Below are 15,626 nucleotides of genomic sequence, written 5' to 3'. Positions count from 1 at the left end.
GCGCTTCCGTGCGGGGCCGCGTCAGGCGTGCTGGCGCGCGAACAGGCCGGGAATGCCGGGTGAACCGGCAAATGCGAAAGACAATAGACCGGACTTTGCATGCCGGAATTTTGTGTTTGCTTCGCATGGTGAGCCGCTGCTTCCTGTGTGCCCCCGTTTAGCGGGCTCGCTTCGCTAAAACTACCTGATGGTGATCGCCTGCGCACGTCCCTGCTGCCGCCTGCGCAACCGGCTTTGGCGCGGAAGATCTGAAATCCGCCTGAATGATTTTGCCGGTTCGCATGAGCGGCGGCGTGTCGTCGCCGGCGATGGACGCTCGCCCGTTGTGGGCATACTCAAAGTGGAACGGCAATACATGGCACGGTTGATCATTTATGTACCATTTCCCCGTGGCGCAGCGCCCATAGGCGACCTTCGCGAGAATGCAGCCGAACTGGTCAACGCGCCGCGGACTGGCTTCACGATTCACGGGGCGTCGATTTCCGGTGTAATCGACGTCTACGAGGGCGAGGAGGGGGACCCCCAACGTCAGGTCGCCGTAGGCGACGTGCTTTGCGTGCACGCTCACGGAGGCCCTGGCAGCTACACCGACGTGACCGATAACCGCGGGGCGGATACGACGCTCAACGACCTTCTCAATGGGTTGCACACGCTGAATGCGGGAAACGCCAGCGCGTCCTATTTTTTCGTCTGTTATTCGGCTGAGAATGCGCATATTGCTCAAGTGTGGCGTGCCCAGAACCAGAATCAGCGGGTGTACGGCTGCCATAGCGAAGGCCAAGGCGCAATCATCTCCACGACGAGGCGCTCGATCAAGAGTTCGATATTCGACGCGACCAGCCGGCAGATCACCCAGTTGCAGTGAATGCGCATCCTGCCTGTGCGGGTAGGTCCGGCAGTCGCTGCGCGCCGGGCTGATGCCGGTGCAGGCTTCATGTATTTCTGCGAACCGGCAGCGGACCAGGCTGGCAACACCACGATCCGCTACCGGCACGCCACGGCTGGTTCGCGAGCGATGCACAGCAGCTGGCGAGCTTCCATGCGGAACTCGGGGTCGAGGGATTTGCCGCGTGAAGCCTGCGATGTCTGACGACGTTCAGGATGCTCCGAAGCAATCGCACCGGCCCGGCTGAGAGCCCCTTGCATTGCGAATGCAGCGAACTTTGCGTTCGCGCTGGCGACCCGTACGGACATTTGCTCCGGCTAGCAGCAAACCTTGCATTTTTCTTCTGCGCTGATTGCGACGACGTGCATCGCCGCGCAGGCGCTGTCCCCCATTGGCTTTGATGTCCCCCGATACGCACCTGGGCTGCGCGCGCGAACGGACAAGCACACCCCCGACGTGTTAATCTCGCTGCGTTTGCAAACCTGACAGGGCAAAACGGACATCATGGAAGCCGCCGCTCCGCATGCCATGCAGTGCCCAGTATTCGTGATCGCCGAGCGGCACGACGCGCTGGACAAACCGTGGCACGCCGAACGCCGCGCGCAATTCGTCCACGTCAGCGAAGGGGTGCTGAGCGTGCGTACCGACAGCGGGCTGTGGGTCGTGCCGCCTCATCACGCGGTGTGGCTGTTGCCGGGCGCGTTACACCGTGCGTCGTCGTTGAACCCGGTGCTCACCCGGACGCTGTTCGCCGATCCGGACGTGGTGGCGGCGCCGGCGCGTAACTGCGTGGTCGCCGTCGATCCGCTGGTCAGCGAATTGCTGATCGCGGCCGCGGTATTCGGCGACGGCTATCCTGCGGGTGGACCGCAAGCGCGGCTCATCGACGTGATTGTCGATCGTCTGCCGCTGCTTCCGACCGCGCCGCTGTCGCTGCCGTATCCGCGCGACCGCCGCATCCTGCGCATTACCGAGGCGTTGATCGCGCAGCCCGCGCAGCCGGGCGTGCTCGATGAACTGGCTGCCAGTGCCGGCGTGACGGCGCGCACCGCGGCGCGGCTGTTCGTGAAGGACACCGGGCTGACGTTCGGGCAATGGCGGCAGCAGCTGCGTCTGCTGGTCGCGCTCGAGCGCCTGGGCGCGGGCGCGAGCGTGACGCAGGTCGCGCTCGAGGTGGGGTACAACGACGTGTCGTCGTTTATTGCGGTGTTCAAGGAATCGCTCGGCGAAACGCCAGCGCGGTATTTCCGCTAGCGCGGCGCGCAACGCGCTGCTTTCGGTCCGCGCCGATCGGTTGTGCGCGCAACCGGTTTCTGTAGTCATTTTGCAAGGTTCGGCACTTGCGCACGTATGCACTAAAGATTTCGGGCGAAACGCCGTTAACGGGCGTCATAAGCCGGAAAAACGTGCCGATGCACAAGTAGGCGCCATGCCTCGCCGCGCCAACCGCGCATTCGACTTTTTGTGCCGCCTCGACCAGGTGGCCGAACACACACCTACAGAGCCTGTCTATGGCCCGCTCGATGCTACCCGCTTCGCCGAATCACTCCCCGTCGCATCAATCCCTTTTCGGACGCCTGTTTGGCTATTCGCTGGCCGTCGATCTCGGTACCGCCAATACATTGATCTACACGGACGACGGCGGCATCGTCGTCAACCAGCCATCGGTGGTGTGTTTTATGAAGCAGATGGCCGAGGGGCACCGCCGGGTTGCGGCAGTCGGCAGCGCGGCCAAGCAGATGCTCGGCCGCGCGCCCGGCAATCTCGAACCGGTGCGGCCGATGCGGCACGGTGTGATCGCCAATTTTTCGGCGGCCGAGCACATGATGCGGCAGTTCGTCGAAATGGCGCGGCCGCGGCCGTTCTTCGCGCGCCGCGCCGCGTTCACGATCTGCGTGCCGGGCGGCGCGACCCAGGTCGAGCGGCGGGCGATTCGCGAGGCGGCGGTTGCGGCGGGCGCGTGGAAGGTCAACCTGATCGACGAATCGTTCGCGTCGGCAGTCGGCGCAGGGCTGCCGGTTTCGTCGGCGACCGGCTCGATGGTGGTCGATATCGGCGGCGGCACCACCGAGATCGGCGTGATCGCGCTCGGCGGCATCGCGTATAGCGGCTCGATCCGGGTCGGCGGCGACCAGTTCGATCAGGCGATCGTCAACTACGTGCGCAATGTGTACGGCGTGGTGCTCGGCGAGCAGACCGCCGAGCATGTGAAAAAGACTATCGGCTCGGCGCTGCGCGACGTGCCCGAACAGAAGATGTGTGCGACCGGCCGCAGCGTCGACGACGGCCTGCCGCGCACCATCGAGATCCGCACTCAGGACGTGGCCGAGGCGATCGCCGTGCCGTTGCGGCAGATGCTGGTGGCCGTCAAGGCGGCACTGGAAAACGCACCGCCCGAACTCGTCACCGACATCGCGAACACCGGCGTGGTGCTGACCGGCGGCGGCGCGTTGCTCGGCAATCTGCCGCGCTATCTGGCCGACGAACTGGGGCTCGACGTGCGGGTTGCCGACGAGCCGCTGACCTGCGCAGTGCGCGGTGCGGGTGCGGCAGCCGAGGCCGGTTTGATCGATGCGTACGCTTACGAGTGAAGCGGTTTTCGGCGCGCTGAGAGTGGGCGCGGCGGGCGGGGTGCGGTAGCATCGGCGTGCTGCTCTGCGCGTTGCCGCGTTTCTCATCTGTCCTGCCTGCCCGTGAATTCATCCAGCTTTATCGCCGATTCCGTCACACCGCGCTTTATCGAACTCAGCAACGGCCTGAGCGTGCCATACGTCGAACGAGGCGATGGCCCGTTGCTGCTGTTCGTGCATGGCTCGTTGTGCGACTACCGTTACTGGCAGCCGCAACTCGACGGCCTCGCGGCGCGCTATCGCTGCGTCGCAGTGAGTCTCACGCACTATTGGCCCGCCGTCGATACGCCCGCACAGTCCCCGTTCAGCTGGAGCCGCCATGCGGACGAAGTGGCCGAATTCATCGAACGTCTTGATGCGGGCCCGGCTCATGTGATCGGCCATTCGCGCGGCGGCTGCGTGGTGTTCCATTGCGCGCGGCGTCACCCGCAGCACGTACGCACGCTGACGCTGGCCGACCCCGGCGGGCCATTGCAGATCGAAGGACGTGCTCCCGCGCAATTGCCCGAAACGGTGAATGCCTTGCGCGCGCGGGCGGCGCAACTGATCGAAAGTGGGGAAGTCGAGGCGGGCCTGCAGTTGTTCGTCGACTCGGTGAGCCGCCCCGGCTTCTGGGCCAAGAGTACGGCCGCGTTTCGCACCATGGCGCTCGACAATGCGCACACGCTGGCGCGTCAGTTTCGCGATCCGTTGCCGGCTTATGAGCCGCAACAGGCGGCGCAGGTACGCTGCCCGGTGCTGTTGATCGATGGCGAAAAGAGCCCGCAGATGTTCAGGCGCGCAGTCGCGGCGCTCGAATCGTGGCTGCCCGATGCGCGCCGCAGAACAGTGAACGGTGCCTCACACGGGATGAATCTCGCGCATCCGTCAGCGTTCAATCGTTACGTCGACGAATTCGTGCGTGGTGCTTGACACGCGCCCGGCGCATTGCAAGCGCACGGGCGGTTGAACTACCTCAAATCTTTTTAAGCCTTTTCAAGCCTTGCGATGCGACCGCTTGCTGCCGGACTTCGCATGCGCATCGGCGTCGAGCGTGCGTTCCGCAGCCTCGCCAACCAGCCCGCAATAGTACAGATGCGCGCCAATCGCGAGCGAGTCGTTGCGGATCTCGTGAAACGCCTTCCACGCGTTTTGCGGGCTCTTGAACACGAGGTAGTGCGCCTGTTGCGAAATCAGCCGCGCGACTTCGTGCAGGCCGTGGCCATGCAGGCGATCGACCAGTGCATCGAGACTGTGATTGGTACGCGCGTCGGTGCGCGGATAGAGCATGTGCACGACCGCAATCTTTTCGGTCGCGAGGGCCGCGGACATGGCCAGCACGATATCCTGGTGATTCAGTGCAGTGACCACCGCACCTTCGTGTTCTTCGGTATCCGGGAAGAGCGTATCCATGTTGATGTTCATCTTTGGCAACCCTGTCTATGTTCAGTTGGCTGCGGAACGTCTCTTTTTCAAGCGGCGTGGCAGCAAAGCGGTTATGCAGTGCAAAAGTGCATGGACTGCAGTATCGCAGACCGCTTTCTCCGCGGCATCGTTCAGTCAGGCAAAAGATTGTTGCATTCGCAGCATTTCCTTTCATTTTGTTGGTAACAGAAAACGCGCTTTAAAGCTCTTTTAAGTCTGAGTGTTTCACTGAGCGTCAAGCATTGTTGCGAATAACGAGTCAAAGAAGCGAGGGCGGCACCGTAGAATGCTGAAAGCGACCGTAGCGGGTCGCGTCAGTGATTGCGCGTCAAGCGCGCCTCTTACCGCATGCCGCTAGCGGCAGCAGCCCGCTCCACTTCCAACTGCATGAAACGAGGATTGGATGAACAGTTCAAGCGCACACGCAACGCTCACGTTTTCGGATACCAACGAGAAGATCGATCTGCCGATCTACAAAGGCACGATCGGCCCCGACGTGATCGATATCCGCAAGCTCTACGGCCAGACCGGCAAGTTCACGTACGACCCAGGCTTTATGTCGACGGCCGCGTGCAACTCGGCGATCACGTACATCGACGGCGACAAGGGCGAGCTGCGATACCGCGGCTACCCGATCGATAACCTCGCACAGAATGCGGACTTTCTCGAAACCTGCTACCTGCTGCTGCACGGCGAATTGCCGAATGCGCAGCAAAAGCAGGCATTCGTCGGATCCGTGACGAACCACACGATGGTTCACGAGCAGATGCAGTTTTTCTTCCGCGGCTTCCGCCGCGACGCGCATCCGATGGCGATTCTGGTGGCGGCCGTCGGCGCGCTGTCGGCGTTCTATCACGACTCGCTCGACATCACGAATGCGCAACACCGCGATGTCTCCGCAATCCGTATGATCGCGAAGCTGCCGACGCTGGTGGCGATGGCGTACAAGTACACGATCGGCCAGCCGTTCGTGTACCCGCAGAACGACCTGTCATATAGCGCAAACTTCATGCGCATGATGTTCTCGACGCCGGCCGAGGAATACAAGGTGAACGACGTGCTGGTGCGCGCACTCGACCGCATCCTGATCCTGCACGCGGACCACGAGCAGAACGCGTCAACTTCGACGGTGCGTCTGGCGGGTTCGTCGGGCGCGAACCCGTTTGCGTGTATTGCGGCCGGTATCGCGTGCCTGTGGGGTCCGGCGCACGGCGGCGCGAATGAAGCGGCGCTGAACATGCTGGAAGAAATCGGCTCGGTCGACAAGATTCCTGAATTCATCGAACAGGTGAAGGACAAGAATTCCGGTGTGAAGCTGATGGGCTTCGGCCATCGCGTGTACAAGAACTACGATCCGCGCGCGAAGCTGATGCGCGAAACCTGTCACGAAGTGCTCGAAGAACTGGGTCTGCACGACGACCCGCTGTTCAAGCTGGCGATGGCGCTGGAAAAGATCGCGCTCGAAGATGAATACTTCGTGTCACGCAAGCTGTACCCGAACGTCGATTTCTATTCGGGTATCGTGCAGCGCGCGCTGGGCATTCCGACCGCCATGTTCACCTGCATCTTCTCGATGGCGCGCACGGTGGGCTGGATTGCGCAATGGAACGAGATGATTGCGGATCCGGAACAGAAGATCGGCCGTCCACGCCAGCTGTTCGTGGGTAACGCGCCGCGCGAAGCGAAGCCGCTCGCGAGCCGCTAGGTCAGGCACGTCGCGCGCTGCAAGCCGGTGCGCGTAGTCGGGCGCCGCCTCCGGGCCACGGAGACGGCGCCCGTTTTGCATCTGTAGCGCGGTAGAGCGTGTCGCGTGCGCACGAAAACCGCATCACACGTGCCAATCGAACAAGCAACGCGTGCCAGCCCGGTGCCCGTCGTGTCGCGCTACCCCAGCGAGCGATCAACGTGCGATCAACGTGCATCCACGCAAGGATGCGTGCACGCGTGCAACGCTGCTGTGCCCATTTCAAGAGTACCCTCTACAATCGACACCAAAGTGACCAGCACAGGAGGGAGCTGATGCAGAACCCGGAAGCACTCGGTGGACTCACGCATTCGAGTGGCGTGGACTATCAGGAACAGGAGATCGACGGCGCCTTCATCGCGCCAGAAAATCTGAGCACGGCAAGCACCGACCAGTACGTGCTGAAATCGGGCGGCACGTTTATCGTCAACGATCCTTTGGGCGACATCACCGGTATCGACGACGGTTTGTTCGTCAACGACACGCGCGTGCTGTCGCAATTGCGGCTGACCTTCGGCGGACGCGCGCCTTCGCTGCTGTCGGGCAGCGTCAGCAGCGACAACACCGCATTCACCGCGCATCTGACCAATCGTCCATTGCCGCCGTTAGGCGGCGACAGCACACCGGAAGGCGTGATTCACGTCGAGCGCATTCGCGTGCTGTCCGGTACCGTGCTCAACGAAGCAATCGAGCTGACTAACTACGGCACCAGCGATGCAATCGTGCCGCTGTCGATCTCGTTTGCCAGCGACTTTCGCGACATGTTCGAGGTGCGCGGCCTGAAGCGTCCGGTGCAGGGCACCGTGGAGCCGGCGCGCGTCGAGAATGGCGAGGTGCTGCTCGGCTATGTCGGCCTTGATCACGTCGAGCGCCGCGTGCGGATCGCGTTTGCGCCGACGCCGGACAAACTGCTCGCCGGCCGCGCCGATTATTCGGTGCGCTTGCCGGCCCAGGCGTGCATCTCGATCTATCTGTCGGTGGCAGTCGACGTCGAAGCGAAGAAAGAGAACGCCGATGCGGACGTACCGCAATCTACCCACACGATGACCGAAGCGCACATGTCGCAGATCGACACGGCACGGCCGCGCGTCGGCCGCGCTGCGGTGCGTGCGGCACTGGTGGACGCCCACCTCGTGATGCGCGAACGGCGCCGCGCGTCGGCGCGGATCCGCTCGAGCAACCCGCTGTTCAACGCGTGGATCGATCGTTCGCAAGCCGACCTGAACCTGCTGACCACCGACCTCGAAACCGGCCCGTACCCGTATGCGGGTATCCCGTGGTTTTCGACGCCGTTCGGCCGCGACGCGGTGATCACGTCGCTGCAATCGTTGTGGCTGCAACCCAGTCTTGCACGTGGCGTGCTGCGCTTTCTCGCCAAGCATCAGGCGCGCGAGGAATCCGCGTTTCGCGACGCGGCGGTCGGCAAGATCATGCACGAGATGCGCCGCAGCGAGATGGCGGCGACCGGCGAAGTGCCGTTCGCGCTGTACTACGGCGGGGTCGACACCACGCCGCTGTTTATCGTGCTGGCCGGCGCCTACGTGGCGCGCACCGGCGATCTCGGGCTGATCGACGAACTGTGGCCGGCGCTCGAGCGCGCGGCGCAGTGGGTGGCCGGCGTGTGCGACAGGAACCGCTTCGGCTTGCTCGATTATCAACGGGCCTCCGACGGCGGCCTCGCGAACCAGGGCTGGAAAGACAGCCACGATTCGGTGTTCCATGCCGACGGCAGCTTCCCGGAAGGGCCGATCGCGCTGGTCGAAGTGCAGGCCTATGCGAGCGCCGCGTTCGACACGATGGCGCAATTCGCGGCGCTGCGCGGCATGGCGGAGGCGGCGGTGCGCTACACGAATCGCGCGGCGTCGATTCGCGAGCGCGTCGAAGAGAAGTACTGGATGGACGATCAGAACTTCTACGGTATCGCGCTCGACGGCAAGGGCGATCTGTGCCGCGTGCAGGCATCGAATGCGGGACACCTGCTGGCGTTCGGGCTGGCCCGGCGCGAGCGCGGCGAAGCGGTGGCGCGTTCGCTCGAATCGGCACTGTTCCATACCGGCTGGGGCGTGCGCACGCTGGCCGCCGGGCAGCCGCGCTTTAACCCGATGGCCTATCACAACGGCTCGGTGTGGCCGCACGACAACGCGATCTGCGCGCGCGGCCTGGCGCGCTACGGTGCCAAGCCCGCTGCAGTGCGGCTGCTGCAGGCGCTGTTCCAGGCGGCGGTCAATTTCGACATGCGTCTGCCGGAACTGTTCTGCGGCTTCCCGCGCCGGCGCGGCGAACCACCGACCGCTTATCCGGTAGCCTGCCTGCCGCAGGCGTGGGCGGCCGGCTCGCCGTTCATGATGCTCGAGGCGTGTCTCGGCGTGACGATCGACGCCGCGCGCCGCGAGGTGCTGATCGAACAGCCGATGCTGCCTGACGGCATCGACTGGATCGAGATCAGCGACTTGCGGGTAGGCGACGCATCGGTGTCGATCACGTTCCGGCGCGTGGCCGGCAAGGTGGTCGCGTCGGCGGAGCAGGGTGACGTGCGGGTGATCGCGCTGCTGTAGACAATGCGCCCTGTTGTCTTAGTCTGAATTGACGCGCGGCAAATATGCCGCGCGTCTGTATTAATTCCAGCGCCGCCGTCTATACGATCTTTCTCGTACCCATTATTGCGTAAACGCACTTCACGAGTGCGTGGCGAAGTCGCGTTTAGCGAAGGGTGCTGATAATTGTTGAGAATTCCAGCGTAGAATTCCGCTGCTTCGCTTCATTGCAGGAAATAATCATCAAAAATAATCAGATTGAAAGCCGGATTCCGTGCTTTCAGTATCCGATCTGACGAGACTGGACAACTCGCGTGCATTTATCAGATAAGCCCGCAACCACCGCGCTGCCCGCCAGGCCGCGCCACACTGTCGTCTTGCGGGCGGCAGCAGCTCCTTGCATATAATCGCGAGAGCGCTATCTTTCGGCAGGGAAATGTTGTTTCTAAAATGAAAAGCCGAGCCTCGCGTTGTCGCTACACCACTATCTCAACGCGATTGATACTCTCATTGCCGGGTGAAGTTCGCTAAATCGTTGTCAGTATTGGGTATGACAGAATTGTGAAAGATTATTCTGCTGACCGGTGAAGTGTATTTCTTTATGCGAGACGCGGCGTATCACTGAACCCTCCCTATACTTGCGTTCGCCGTTTATTACGCGTTCCCACACGAGAAGGAGTTACCAGTGAAGAAAATCGCCATCCCTGTAGCAGTGGCTGCGGCATTCGCCGCGTCGGCCGCGCACGCGCAAAGCTCCGTTACGCTGTACGGCCTGATCGATGCCGGCCTGATGTACACGAACAACGTCAAGCCGAAGGGCGGCGCAGGCGGCCCGCTGTTCCAGGCAACCAGCGGCGAAATCAATGGCAGCCGTTTCGGTTTCCGCGGCGCTGAAGACCTCGGCGGTGGCCTGAAGGCGATCTTCGTGCTCGAAAACGGTTTTAGCGTGACGAACGGCAAGCTGGCTCAGGACAGCCGTCTGTTCGGTCGTCAGGCGTATGTGGGCCTGTCGAGCGACCAGTGGGGTACGGTCACGCTCGGCCGCCAGTATGACTCGCTGGTCGACTACGTCGCACCGCTGTCGGGCACGTCCGGCACGTTCGGCGACACGGGCTTCGCTCACCCGTTCGACAACGACAATCTGAACCACTCGGTCCGGATGAACAACGCAGTCAAGTTCAACAGCGCGAACTACGCCGGCTTCAAGTTCGGCGCGTTGTACGCGTTCTCGAACAACACCGACTTCTCGATCAACCGTGCGTATAGCGCGGGCGCAAGCTACTCGTTCGCGGGCTTCAACATCGCGGCCGGCTACTTGCAGATCAACGGTTCGAACAGCACGGCCAACACGGCTGGCGCGGTCGACCTCGCCGAATCGCAATCGAACGGCACCGGCGGCTTCGTGCTCGGCGCGGACGTGCAACGCACCGTCGGCGCAGGCGTGAACTACGCGTTCGGCCCGGCACTGGTCGGCTTCGTGTACACGCACAGCCAGTTCCAGGGCACGCAGTCGTTCGGTTCGAACAATGGCCGCGTCAGCTTCGACAACTACGAACTGAACGGCAAGTACGCGCTGACGTCGGCATTGAGCCTCGGCGCAGCGTACACGTACACGAACGGCCACGTGACCAACAGCACGACGTTCGGCGAAGATCCGAAGTGGAGCCAGATCAACCTGCAGGCGGTGTACTCGCTGTCCAAGCGTACCGATGTGTACGCGGAAGGCATGTACCAGCACGTGTCGGGTCACAACTTCGTTGCGTTCATCAACAACTCGGGTGGTGCATCGTCGACCAACAACCAGGTGGTTGCGACGGTCGGTATGCGTCACCGCTTCTAAGCAGCCGCTTTTCAGGCTGGATTGCGCCGCCGGCCGTGATGGCCGGTGGTGCGACGGTTGCGCGGCAATGCGCCGCGCAACAGAAAACGCCCCGTTTCGGCGCTATGCCGAAACGGGGCGTTTGTCATTCGTGCTGTAGCCGCTGAGCCTCGCCGCCGGCCGCGGCGTCTGTGCGTAGCTCAGTTACCGCCTCTCGGTTGCTGCCTCTCAGTTACCGCCTGTTAGTTACCGCGGAACGTCGAGAAGATGCGCTGTTCGATGGTTGGCGTGCGCGAGCCCGATTGCGAAGTACCGCCCGTCGAACCGCCAACACCCATGCTCGGCGACGTATCCGCTACTGCGAGGGTTTGCGGCGCCGGGCCCGGATAGTCCGAATTGCCCAGATACAGCGAACCGTCTTTTTGCGCGGCGGCCAGTTCGGCCTTCACCTGAGCGCGGGTGACTGGGCCGTTGTTCGCCTGCTGGGCGAACGACAGCGCGGGAAGGGCAAGTGCCGACGCGACCACGACGGCGGAAACCAGTGCTTTCATGACGAACCTCCAGAATTTTGCTGTTGGCGAGTTCGGCAGAAGCAAACCTTCCGAACCGTTGCCGAAGTTTATTGACGCAACCGTCCACCGGAAAGTGTAAGTTTGGATAAACGCTATTACGCGTTACGCAATAATGAGATAGCGCAAGGACCTGATCGGCTTCATCGCGGCGTCGCAAGCTTGAGCCTATGATGAAGTTCGGTCCGCGCCTGCCCCTCACGCGAAGCGCAGCATGGTCGAGCGATGCCGATTTCCGCAGATCAATCCGGGCGGGACCGATGCGGACGGCAGCGCGGCAGCCTGACGGGCTGCGTCGAGGCAGGGGCAAAAACAGGAGAGCGTAATGAAGCGCAAGGCATCGGCAGTCTGGCAGGGCGGTCTGCAGGACGGGAAGGGCTCGATCTCCACAGATAGCGGCGTGTTGAAGGAAACGCAGTACTCGTTCTCGACGCGTTTTGAAAACGGCGTCGGCACCAACCCCGAAGAACTGATCGCGGCCGCGCATGCAGGATGTTTCTCGATGGCGCTGTCGGCGGAACTGGGGCAGGCCGGCATCAAGCCGGAGCGCATCGCGACCACCGCCACCGTGACGCTGGACAAGGACCCCGCCGGCGGCTTCAAGATCAGCGCGGTGCATCTGGATGTGGCAGTGAAGATTCCCGGCGGCGACAAGGCGGCGTTCGACAAGGCGACCGCCGGCGCGAAGGCCAATTGCCCGGTCTCGAAGGTGCTCAGGGCCGACATCACGATGGACGCGAAACTCGAAAGCTGAGCGACGCGTGTACTAGTTAGGAGCCGACAGGCGGGTGAGCGGTGCGCGCGCTGGCGCGCCGCGCCGCCGGGGCTATTTTCCGGACGCCGGCCGGTGCGCGATCGGCCGGACATCCGCCAAAGCGTCGTGCTTATATGTAGCCGCAGATCTTCCGCGAAAGTCACATATCATTTGCCGCGCATTAATTAGCATTAACCCGCATCCGTCGGATGATTTTCCGGTTTTGCCGGCTCCATGTGCGGTTTTTCCCGTTCAAAGATGATGCGCCGATTTACAGGTGAGCCGATTTATTCGAATTAACTGGATTTGTCGGCTGTGAACCACAATTATGGCGTGGTTATGACACGCCGCTGCCGGAACAGATTACAGTGCCAGCCAGACCTGCCGTAACTCCTACTGCAGGCGAGACGAAACCTTACAGCGCGGGGCGAGAATTCTGACGGATGACCTGCCAGGCATAACCCGAACGTCCGTTCAAAAATATTTTATAAGGGTGTTTAACAGCGTGGCGAGAATGGTTTCGTTTAAAAAATGCTTGCTCGCTGAAAATCCGATTGATAATCTTGCGGCACTCATTAAATCTGTTCGACTGTAGTGCGTTTACGGCAGTGGTGATCAGAGAGCTCGACTCTTATAACGGGGACAATCATGCTGACTGCTACGCTCAAACCATTCGGTGCGCCGCCAGCCGGTCAATTCAACGTGGGTGATGTGGTCACGCTCAAGGCCGGGGGCCCGCGCATGACGGTAACTTATGCCGGGCCGGTGGGCAGTGCGCCGGGGGAGTGGCTGGTGTGCCAATGGTTCGACGAACATGGCGAACTGCGCCAGGACATGTTCGAACTTGACAAGGTACGTGCCGAGCCGCGTTCGATTCCGGCCGGATCGGTACAACTGCACAAGTTCATCCGGGTGGCGCTGCCTTAGTATTGCGCCCGGTGCACCGCATCGCGCACCGCGCACCGCCAGCACGCGGGCCTGCCGCGTCACGTCAAACCTCATTCCTCTGAATTTACTTCGACTTCGGTGCACGGTCGCGCGCGGCACCGCGCGCGCCGCGCAACTGCACGCGTTCGGCGAGCATCTTCGAGAAGTTGCGCATCCGTACCAGCTTGCGCGACTTGACCACTTCCCCGGCGACGTCTTTCGGCGGATTGGGTTGCAGCGCCCAGTAAAGCGCGAGTAGCCAGCCGAACACAGTCCAGCCGACCACCGCATTGAATAATGCGATCGTCAACAGGTCGTGGCGCTTGCGGCGATCGGCGAGAATCGCCGGCAGGAAATACAGCGCGAGCGCGACAACGGCGGCGACGCCTTCGAATGCAAAGTTAAGCATGAGAACAGATTGACGGATGCAAGGCAGATGTCGGCATTGTCGCGCGAAACACGGCTCGCGCGCAGCGATGGGTGGGCAGCCGCGCATCCGCGGATCCTTGCGCGGCATAGCCGGCCAGCTGCAGCCGCACCGCGCACGCTGCGCGCCGGACGCTGGCCGCATCGCGCGGCGCGGGACTATCATGTGTTTTTTCCCGAACCGGACCGCTGCGATGACTTCGGACGCTACCACTCAAACCCGCCTGAACCCCGACACCTTGCGCGATTTCGTCGAGCGCAAATGGAACGACGAGATCGTCCCGGCGCTGACCGACTATATTGCGGTGCCGGCCAAAAGCCCGGCGTTCGACCCGGACTGGCAGAAGCACGGTTATCTCGAACGCGTGATCACCGACGCGGCGCAATGGGCGCAAACGCAGCCGGTACGCGGACTGAAACTGGAAATCGTGCGTCTGGCGGGCCGCACACCGGTGATTTTCTTCGAGGTACCGGCGACCCGCTCGGGCAGTACCGACACCATCGTGCTATATGGCCACCTCGACAAGCAGCCCGAATTCGCCGGCTGGCGTAACGACCTGGGCCCGTGGACGCCGAAGCTGGAGGACGGCAAGCTATACGGCCGCGGCGGCGCCGACGATGGCTACGCGATCTACGCAAGCATCACCGCGCTGGCCGCACTCGACGCGCAAGGCGTCGAGCGGCCGCGCTGCGTCGGCCTGATCGAAACCTGCGAAGAGTCGGGCAGCTACGATCTGCTGCCGTACGTCGATGCATTGCGCGACCGGCTCGGCAAGGTCGGGCTGGTGGTGTGTCTCGATTCGGGCGCGGGCAACTACGACCAGCTGTGGCTCACCACGTCGCTGCGCGGTCTGGTCTCCGGCGACCTCGAAGTGCAGGTGCTCGACGAGGGCATCCATTCCGGCGGCTACGGCGGCATCGCGCCGTCGAGCTTCCGCATCATGCGCCAACTGTTCGAGCGGCTCGAAGATGCGTCGACCGGCAATCTGCTGCCGAAGGGCTTTCACTGTCCGATTCCACTCGACCGCCTGCGCGAAGCCGAAGCGACCGCCGCGATTCTCGGCGACGACGTCTGGAAGAAGATGCCATGGGCGTGCGGCCAGGACGGCCGCCAGGTGCTGCCCACCACCACCGATCCGCAACAGGCGCTGCTTGCTTCGACGTGGCGTCCTTCGTTATCGGTAACAGGAGCGTCCGGCCTGCCGTCGCTCGCGGATGCGGGCAACGTGCTGCGGCCGCGCACCGCATTCAAGCTGTCGCTGCGGCTGCCGCCGCTGATCGATGGCGCAACGGCGGTCGGCGAGCTGAAAGCGTTGCTCGAACTCGACCCGCCGTACAACGCAAAAGTGACGTTCAAGCCGGACCACGGCTCGGCAACCGGCTGGAACGCACCCGCGGTCGCGCCGTGGCTCACCGGCGCGTTGAACGATGCGTCGCGCCAGCACTTCGGCGCCGACTGCGCATACATCGGGCAGGGCGGTACGATCCCGTTGATGAACGTGCTGCAGGACGGCTTCCCGCAGGCGCAGTTCATGGTGTGCGGCGTGCTGGGACCGAAGTCCAACGCGCACGGGCCGAATGAGTTCCTGCATGTGCCATACGGCAAGCGGCTGACGGCCTGCGTGGCCGAGGTCATCGCCGCCGCACCCTGACTGTCTCTGGTTGAAAGCGCACCGTGCCGGCGCATTGCCGCGCACGCACGGTGCGTCACCCGCCTCGCCTGTGCATCCCACCGATTCCCTATCCTGAACTTCAGGAGTCCCCGCGCCTTGTGCAGCGCGTGGTCTGATTCCCTTCTGCGTTAATTCGACAAAAAATGCAATTCGAATATATTGCGTTTGCATTGCGCAGCGTGAAGCAAAATCCCACTGAAATTCCGACGCAAAGGTTCTAATGCAAGTATGCCCATCCCGCCGAAAAACCTCGCGGATCG

Annotated in this window: 14 protein-coding genes; 11 read left to right on the top strand and 3 right to left on the bottom strand. The window is 62.6% G+C overall.

Annotation, left to right across the window (positions count from 1 at the left end):
• Nucleotides 1-187 precede the first annotated feature (187 nt).
• The 4 genes from ACYVNQ_RS15445 to ACYVNQ_RS15430 all read left to right on the top strand — a co-directional run bounded on the left by ACYVNQ_RS15445 (nt 188) and on the right by ACYVNQ_RS15430 (nt 4,428).
• Complete coding sequence (locus tag ACYVNQ_RS15445) at nt 188-865, top strand: hypothetical protein (RefSeq protein WP_460903371.1); 678 nt, start codon at nt 188-190, stop codon at nt 863-865.
• Nucleotides 866-1,390: 525 nt separating this feature from the next.
• On the top strand, nt 1,391-2,140 hold the full coding sequence (locus ACYVNQ_RS15440; RefSeq protein ID WP_460903370.1) for an AraC family transcriptional regulator: 750 nt from the start codon (nt 1,391-1,393) through the stop codon (nt 2,138-2,140).
• 257 nt (nt 2,141-2,397) lie between these two features.
• A complete protein-coding gene (gene mreB, locus ACYVNQ_RS15435) occupies nt 2,398-3,477 on the top strand; it encodes a rod shape-determining protein MreB (protein ID WP_460903369.1) in 1,080 nt (359 codons plus the stop codon).
• Between the two features lie 171 nt (nt 3,478-3,648).
• Entirely contained in the window at nt 3,649-4,428 is a 780-nt protein-coding gene (locus tag ACYVNQ_RS15430) for an alpha/beta fold hydrolase (RefSeq protein ID WP_460903596.1), read from the top strand.
• A 63-nt stretch (nt 4,429-4,491) separates the two neighbouring features.
• Here ACYVNQ_RS15430 and ACYVNQ_RS15425 read toward each other — a convergent pair whose 3' ends face one another.
• Entirely contained in the window at nt 4,492-4,920 is a 429-nt protein-coding gene (locus ACYVNQ_RS15425; protein WP_460903368.1) for a hypothetical protein, read from the bottom strand.
• Between ACYVNQ_RS15425 and ACYVNQ_RS15420 the strand changes: the two genes are divergently transcribed.
• The 4 genes from ACYVNQ_RS15420 to ACYVNQ_RS15405 all read left to right on the top strand — a co-directional run bounded on the left by ACYVNQ_RS15420 (nt 4,907) and on the right by ACYVNQ_RS15405 (nt 11,038).
• Nucleotides 4,907-5,134 carry a hypothetical protein gene (locus ACYVNQ_RS15420; protein WP_460903367.1) on the top strand — a complete coding sequence of 76 codons (228 nt, stop codon included), beginning with the start codon at nt 4,907-4,909 and terminating at the stop codon, nt 5,132-5,134. The genes ACYVNQ_RS15425 and ACYVNQ_RS15420 overlap by 14 nt on opposite strands.
• A 189-nt stretch (nt 5,135-5,323) precedes the next feature.
• A complete protein-coding gene (gene gltA, locus ACYVNQ_RS15415; protein ID WP_460903366.1) occupies nt 5,324-6,625 on the top strand; it encodes a citrate synthase in 1,302 nt (433 codons plus the stop codon).
• A gap of 314 nt (nt 6,626-6,939) precedes the next feature.
• Nucleotides 6,940-9,219, top strand: a complete 2,280-nt coding sequence (locus ACYVNQ_RS15410) for an amylo-alpha-1,6-glucosidase (RefSeq protein ID WP_460903365.1) — start codon at nt 6,940-6,942, stop codon at nt 9,217-9,219.
• Nucleotides 9,220-9,883: 664 nt separating this feature from the next.
• Nucleotides 9,884-11,038, top strand: coding sequence for a porin (locus ACYVNQ_RS15405; protein WP_460903364.1), 1,155 nt, complete (start codon nt 9,884-9,886; stop codon nt 11,036-11,038).
• Nucleotides 11,039-11,259: 221 nt separating this feature from the next.
• On the opposite strand, the gene ACYVNQ_RS15400 is transcribed toward ACYVNQ_RS15405, so the two are convergent.
• Complete coding sequence (locus ACYVNQ_RS15400; protein WP_460903363.1) at nt 11,260-11,568, bottom strand: DUF4148 domain-containing protein; 309 nt, start codon at nt 11,566-11,568, stop codon at nt 11,260-11,262.
• A 343-nt stretch (nt 11,569-11,911) separates the two neighbouring features.
• On the opposite strand from ACYVNQ_RS15400, the gene ACYVNQ_RS15395 reads away from it, so the two are divergent.
• Nucleotides 11,912-12,340, top strand: coding sequence for an OsmC family protein (locus tag ACYVNQ_RS15395; RefSeq protein WP_460903362.1), 429 nt, complete (start codon nt 11,912-11,914; stop codon nt 12,338-12,340).
• A gap of 648 nt (nt 12,341-12,988) precedes the next feature.
• Nucleotides 12,989-13,267: a YodC family protein gene (locus tag ACYVNQ_RS15390; RefSeq protein ID WP_460903361.1), complete on the top strand. Its 279-nt coding sequence runs from the start codon at nt 12,989-12,991 to the stop codon at nt 13,265-13,267.
• Nucleotides 13,268-13,352: 85 nt separating this feature from the next.
• Here ACYVNQ_RS15390 and ACYVNQ_RS15385 read toward each other — a convergent pair whose 3' ends face one another.
• Nucleotides 13,353-13,676 carry a superinfection immunity protein gene (locus tag ACYVNQ_RS15385; protein WP_460903360.1) on the bottom strand — a complete coding sequence of 108 codons (324 nt, stop codon included), beginning with the start codon at nt 13,674-13,676 and terminating at the stop codon, nt 13,353-13,355.
• A 211-nt stretch (nt 13,677-13,887) separates the two neighbouring features.
• On the opposite strand from ACYVNQ_RS15385, the gene ACYVNQ_RS15380 reads away from it, so the two are divergent.
• Nucleotides 13,888-15,345: a M20 family metallopeptidase gene (locus tag ACYVNQ_RS15380; RefSeq protein ID WP_460903359.1), complete on the top strand. Its 1,458-nt coding sequence runs from the start codon at nt 13,888-13,890 to the stop codon at nt 15,343-15,345.
• The last annotated feature ends 281 nt before the right edge of the window (nt 15,346-15,626 follow it).

It is taken from the genome of Paraburkholderia jirisanensis, from assembly GCF_054782355.1.
The sequence above is the reverse complement of the archived record's forward strand: the minus strand, read 5'-3'. Positions and strand labels throughout refer to the sequence as shown.

Coding starts and splice junctions, on each gene's coding strand:
- ACYVNQ_RS15395 (WP_460903362.1), top strand. CDS start 11,912: ATGAAGCGCAAGGCATCGGCAGTCTGGCAGGGCGGTCTGCAGGACGGG.
- ACYVNQ_RS15390 (WP_460903361.1), top strand. CDS start 12,989: ATGCTGACTGCTACGCTCAAACCATTCGGTGCGCCGCCAGCCGGTCAA.
- ACYVNQ_RS15420 (WP_460903367.1), top strand. CDS start 4,907: ATGTTGATGTTCATCTTTGGCAACCCTGTCTATGTTCAGTTGGCTGCG.
- ACYVNQ_RS15425 (WP_460903368.1), bottom strand. CDS start 4,920: ATGAACATCAACATGGATACGCTCTTCCCGGATACCGAAGAACACGAA.
- ACYVNQ_RS15380 (WP_460903359.1), top strand. CDS start 13,888: ATGACTTCGGACGCTACCACTCAAACCCGCCTGAACCCCGACACCTTG.
- ACYVNQ_RS15385 (WP_460903360.1), bottom strand. CDS start 13,676: ATGCTTAACTTTGCATTCGAAGGCGTCGCCGCCGTTGTCGCGCTCGCG.
- gltA (WP_460903366.1), top strand. CDS start 5,324: ATGAACAGTTCAAGCGCACACGCAACGCTCACGTTTTCGGATACCAAC.
- mreB (WP_460903369.1), top strand. CDS start 2,398: ATGGCCCGCTCGATGCTACCCGCTTCGCCGAATCACTCCCCGTCGCAT.
- ACYVNQ_RS15400 (WP_460903363.1), bottom strand. CDS start 11,568: ATGAAAGCACTGGTTTCCGCCGTCGTGGTCGCGTCGGCACTTGCCCTT.
- ACYVNQ_RS15410 (WP_460903365.1), top strand. CDS start 6,940: ATGCAGAACCCGGAAGCACTCGGTGGACTCACGCATTCGAGTGGCGTG.
- ACYVNQ_RS15440 (WP_460903370.1), top strand. CDS start 1,391: ATGGAAGCCGCCGCTCCGCATGCCATGCAGTGCCCAGTATTCGTGATC.
- ACYVNQ_RS15445 (WP_460903371.1), top strand. CDS start 188: ATGGTGATCGCCTGCGCACGTCCCTGCTGCCGCCTGCGCAACCGGCTT.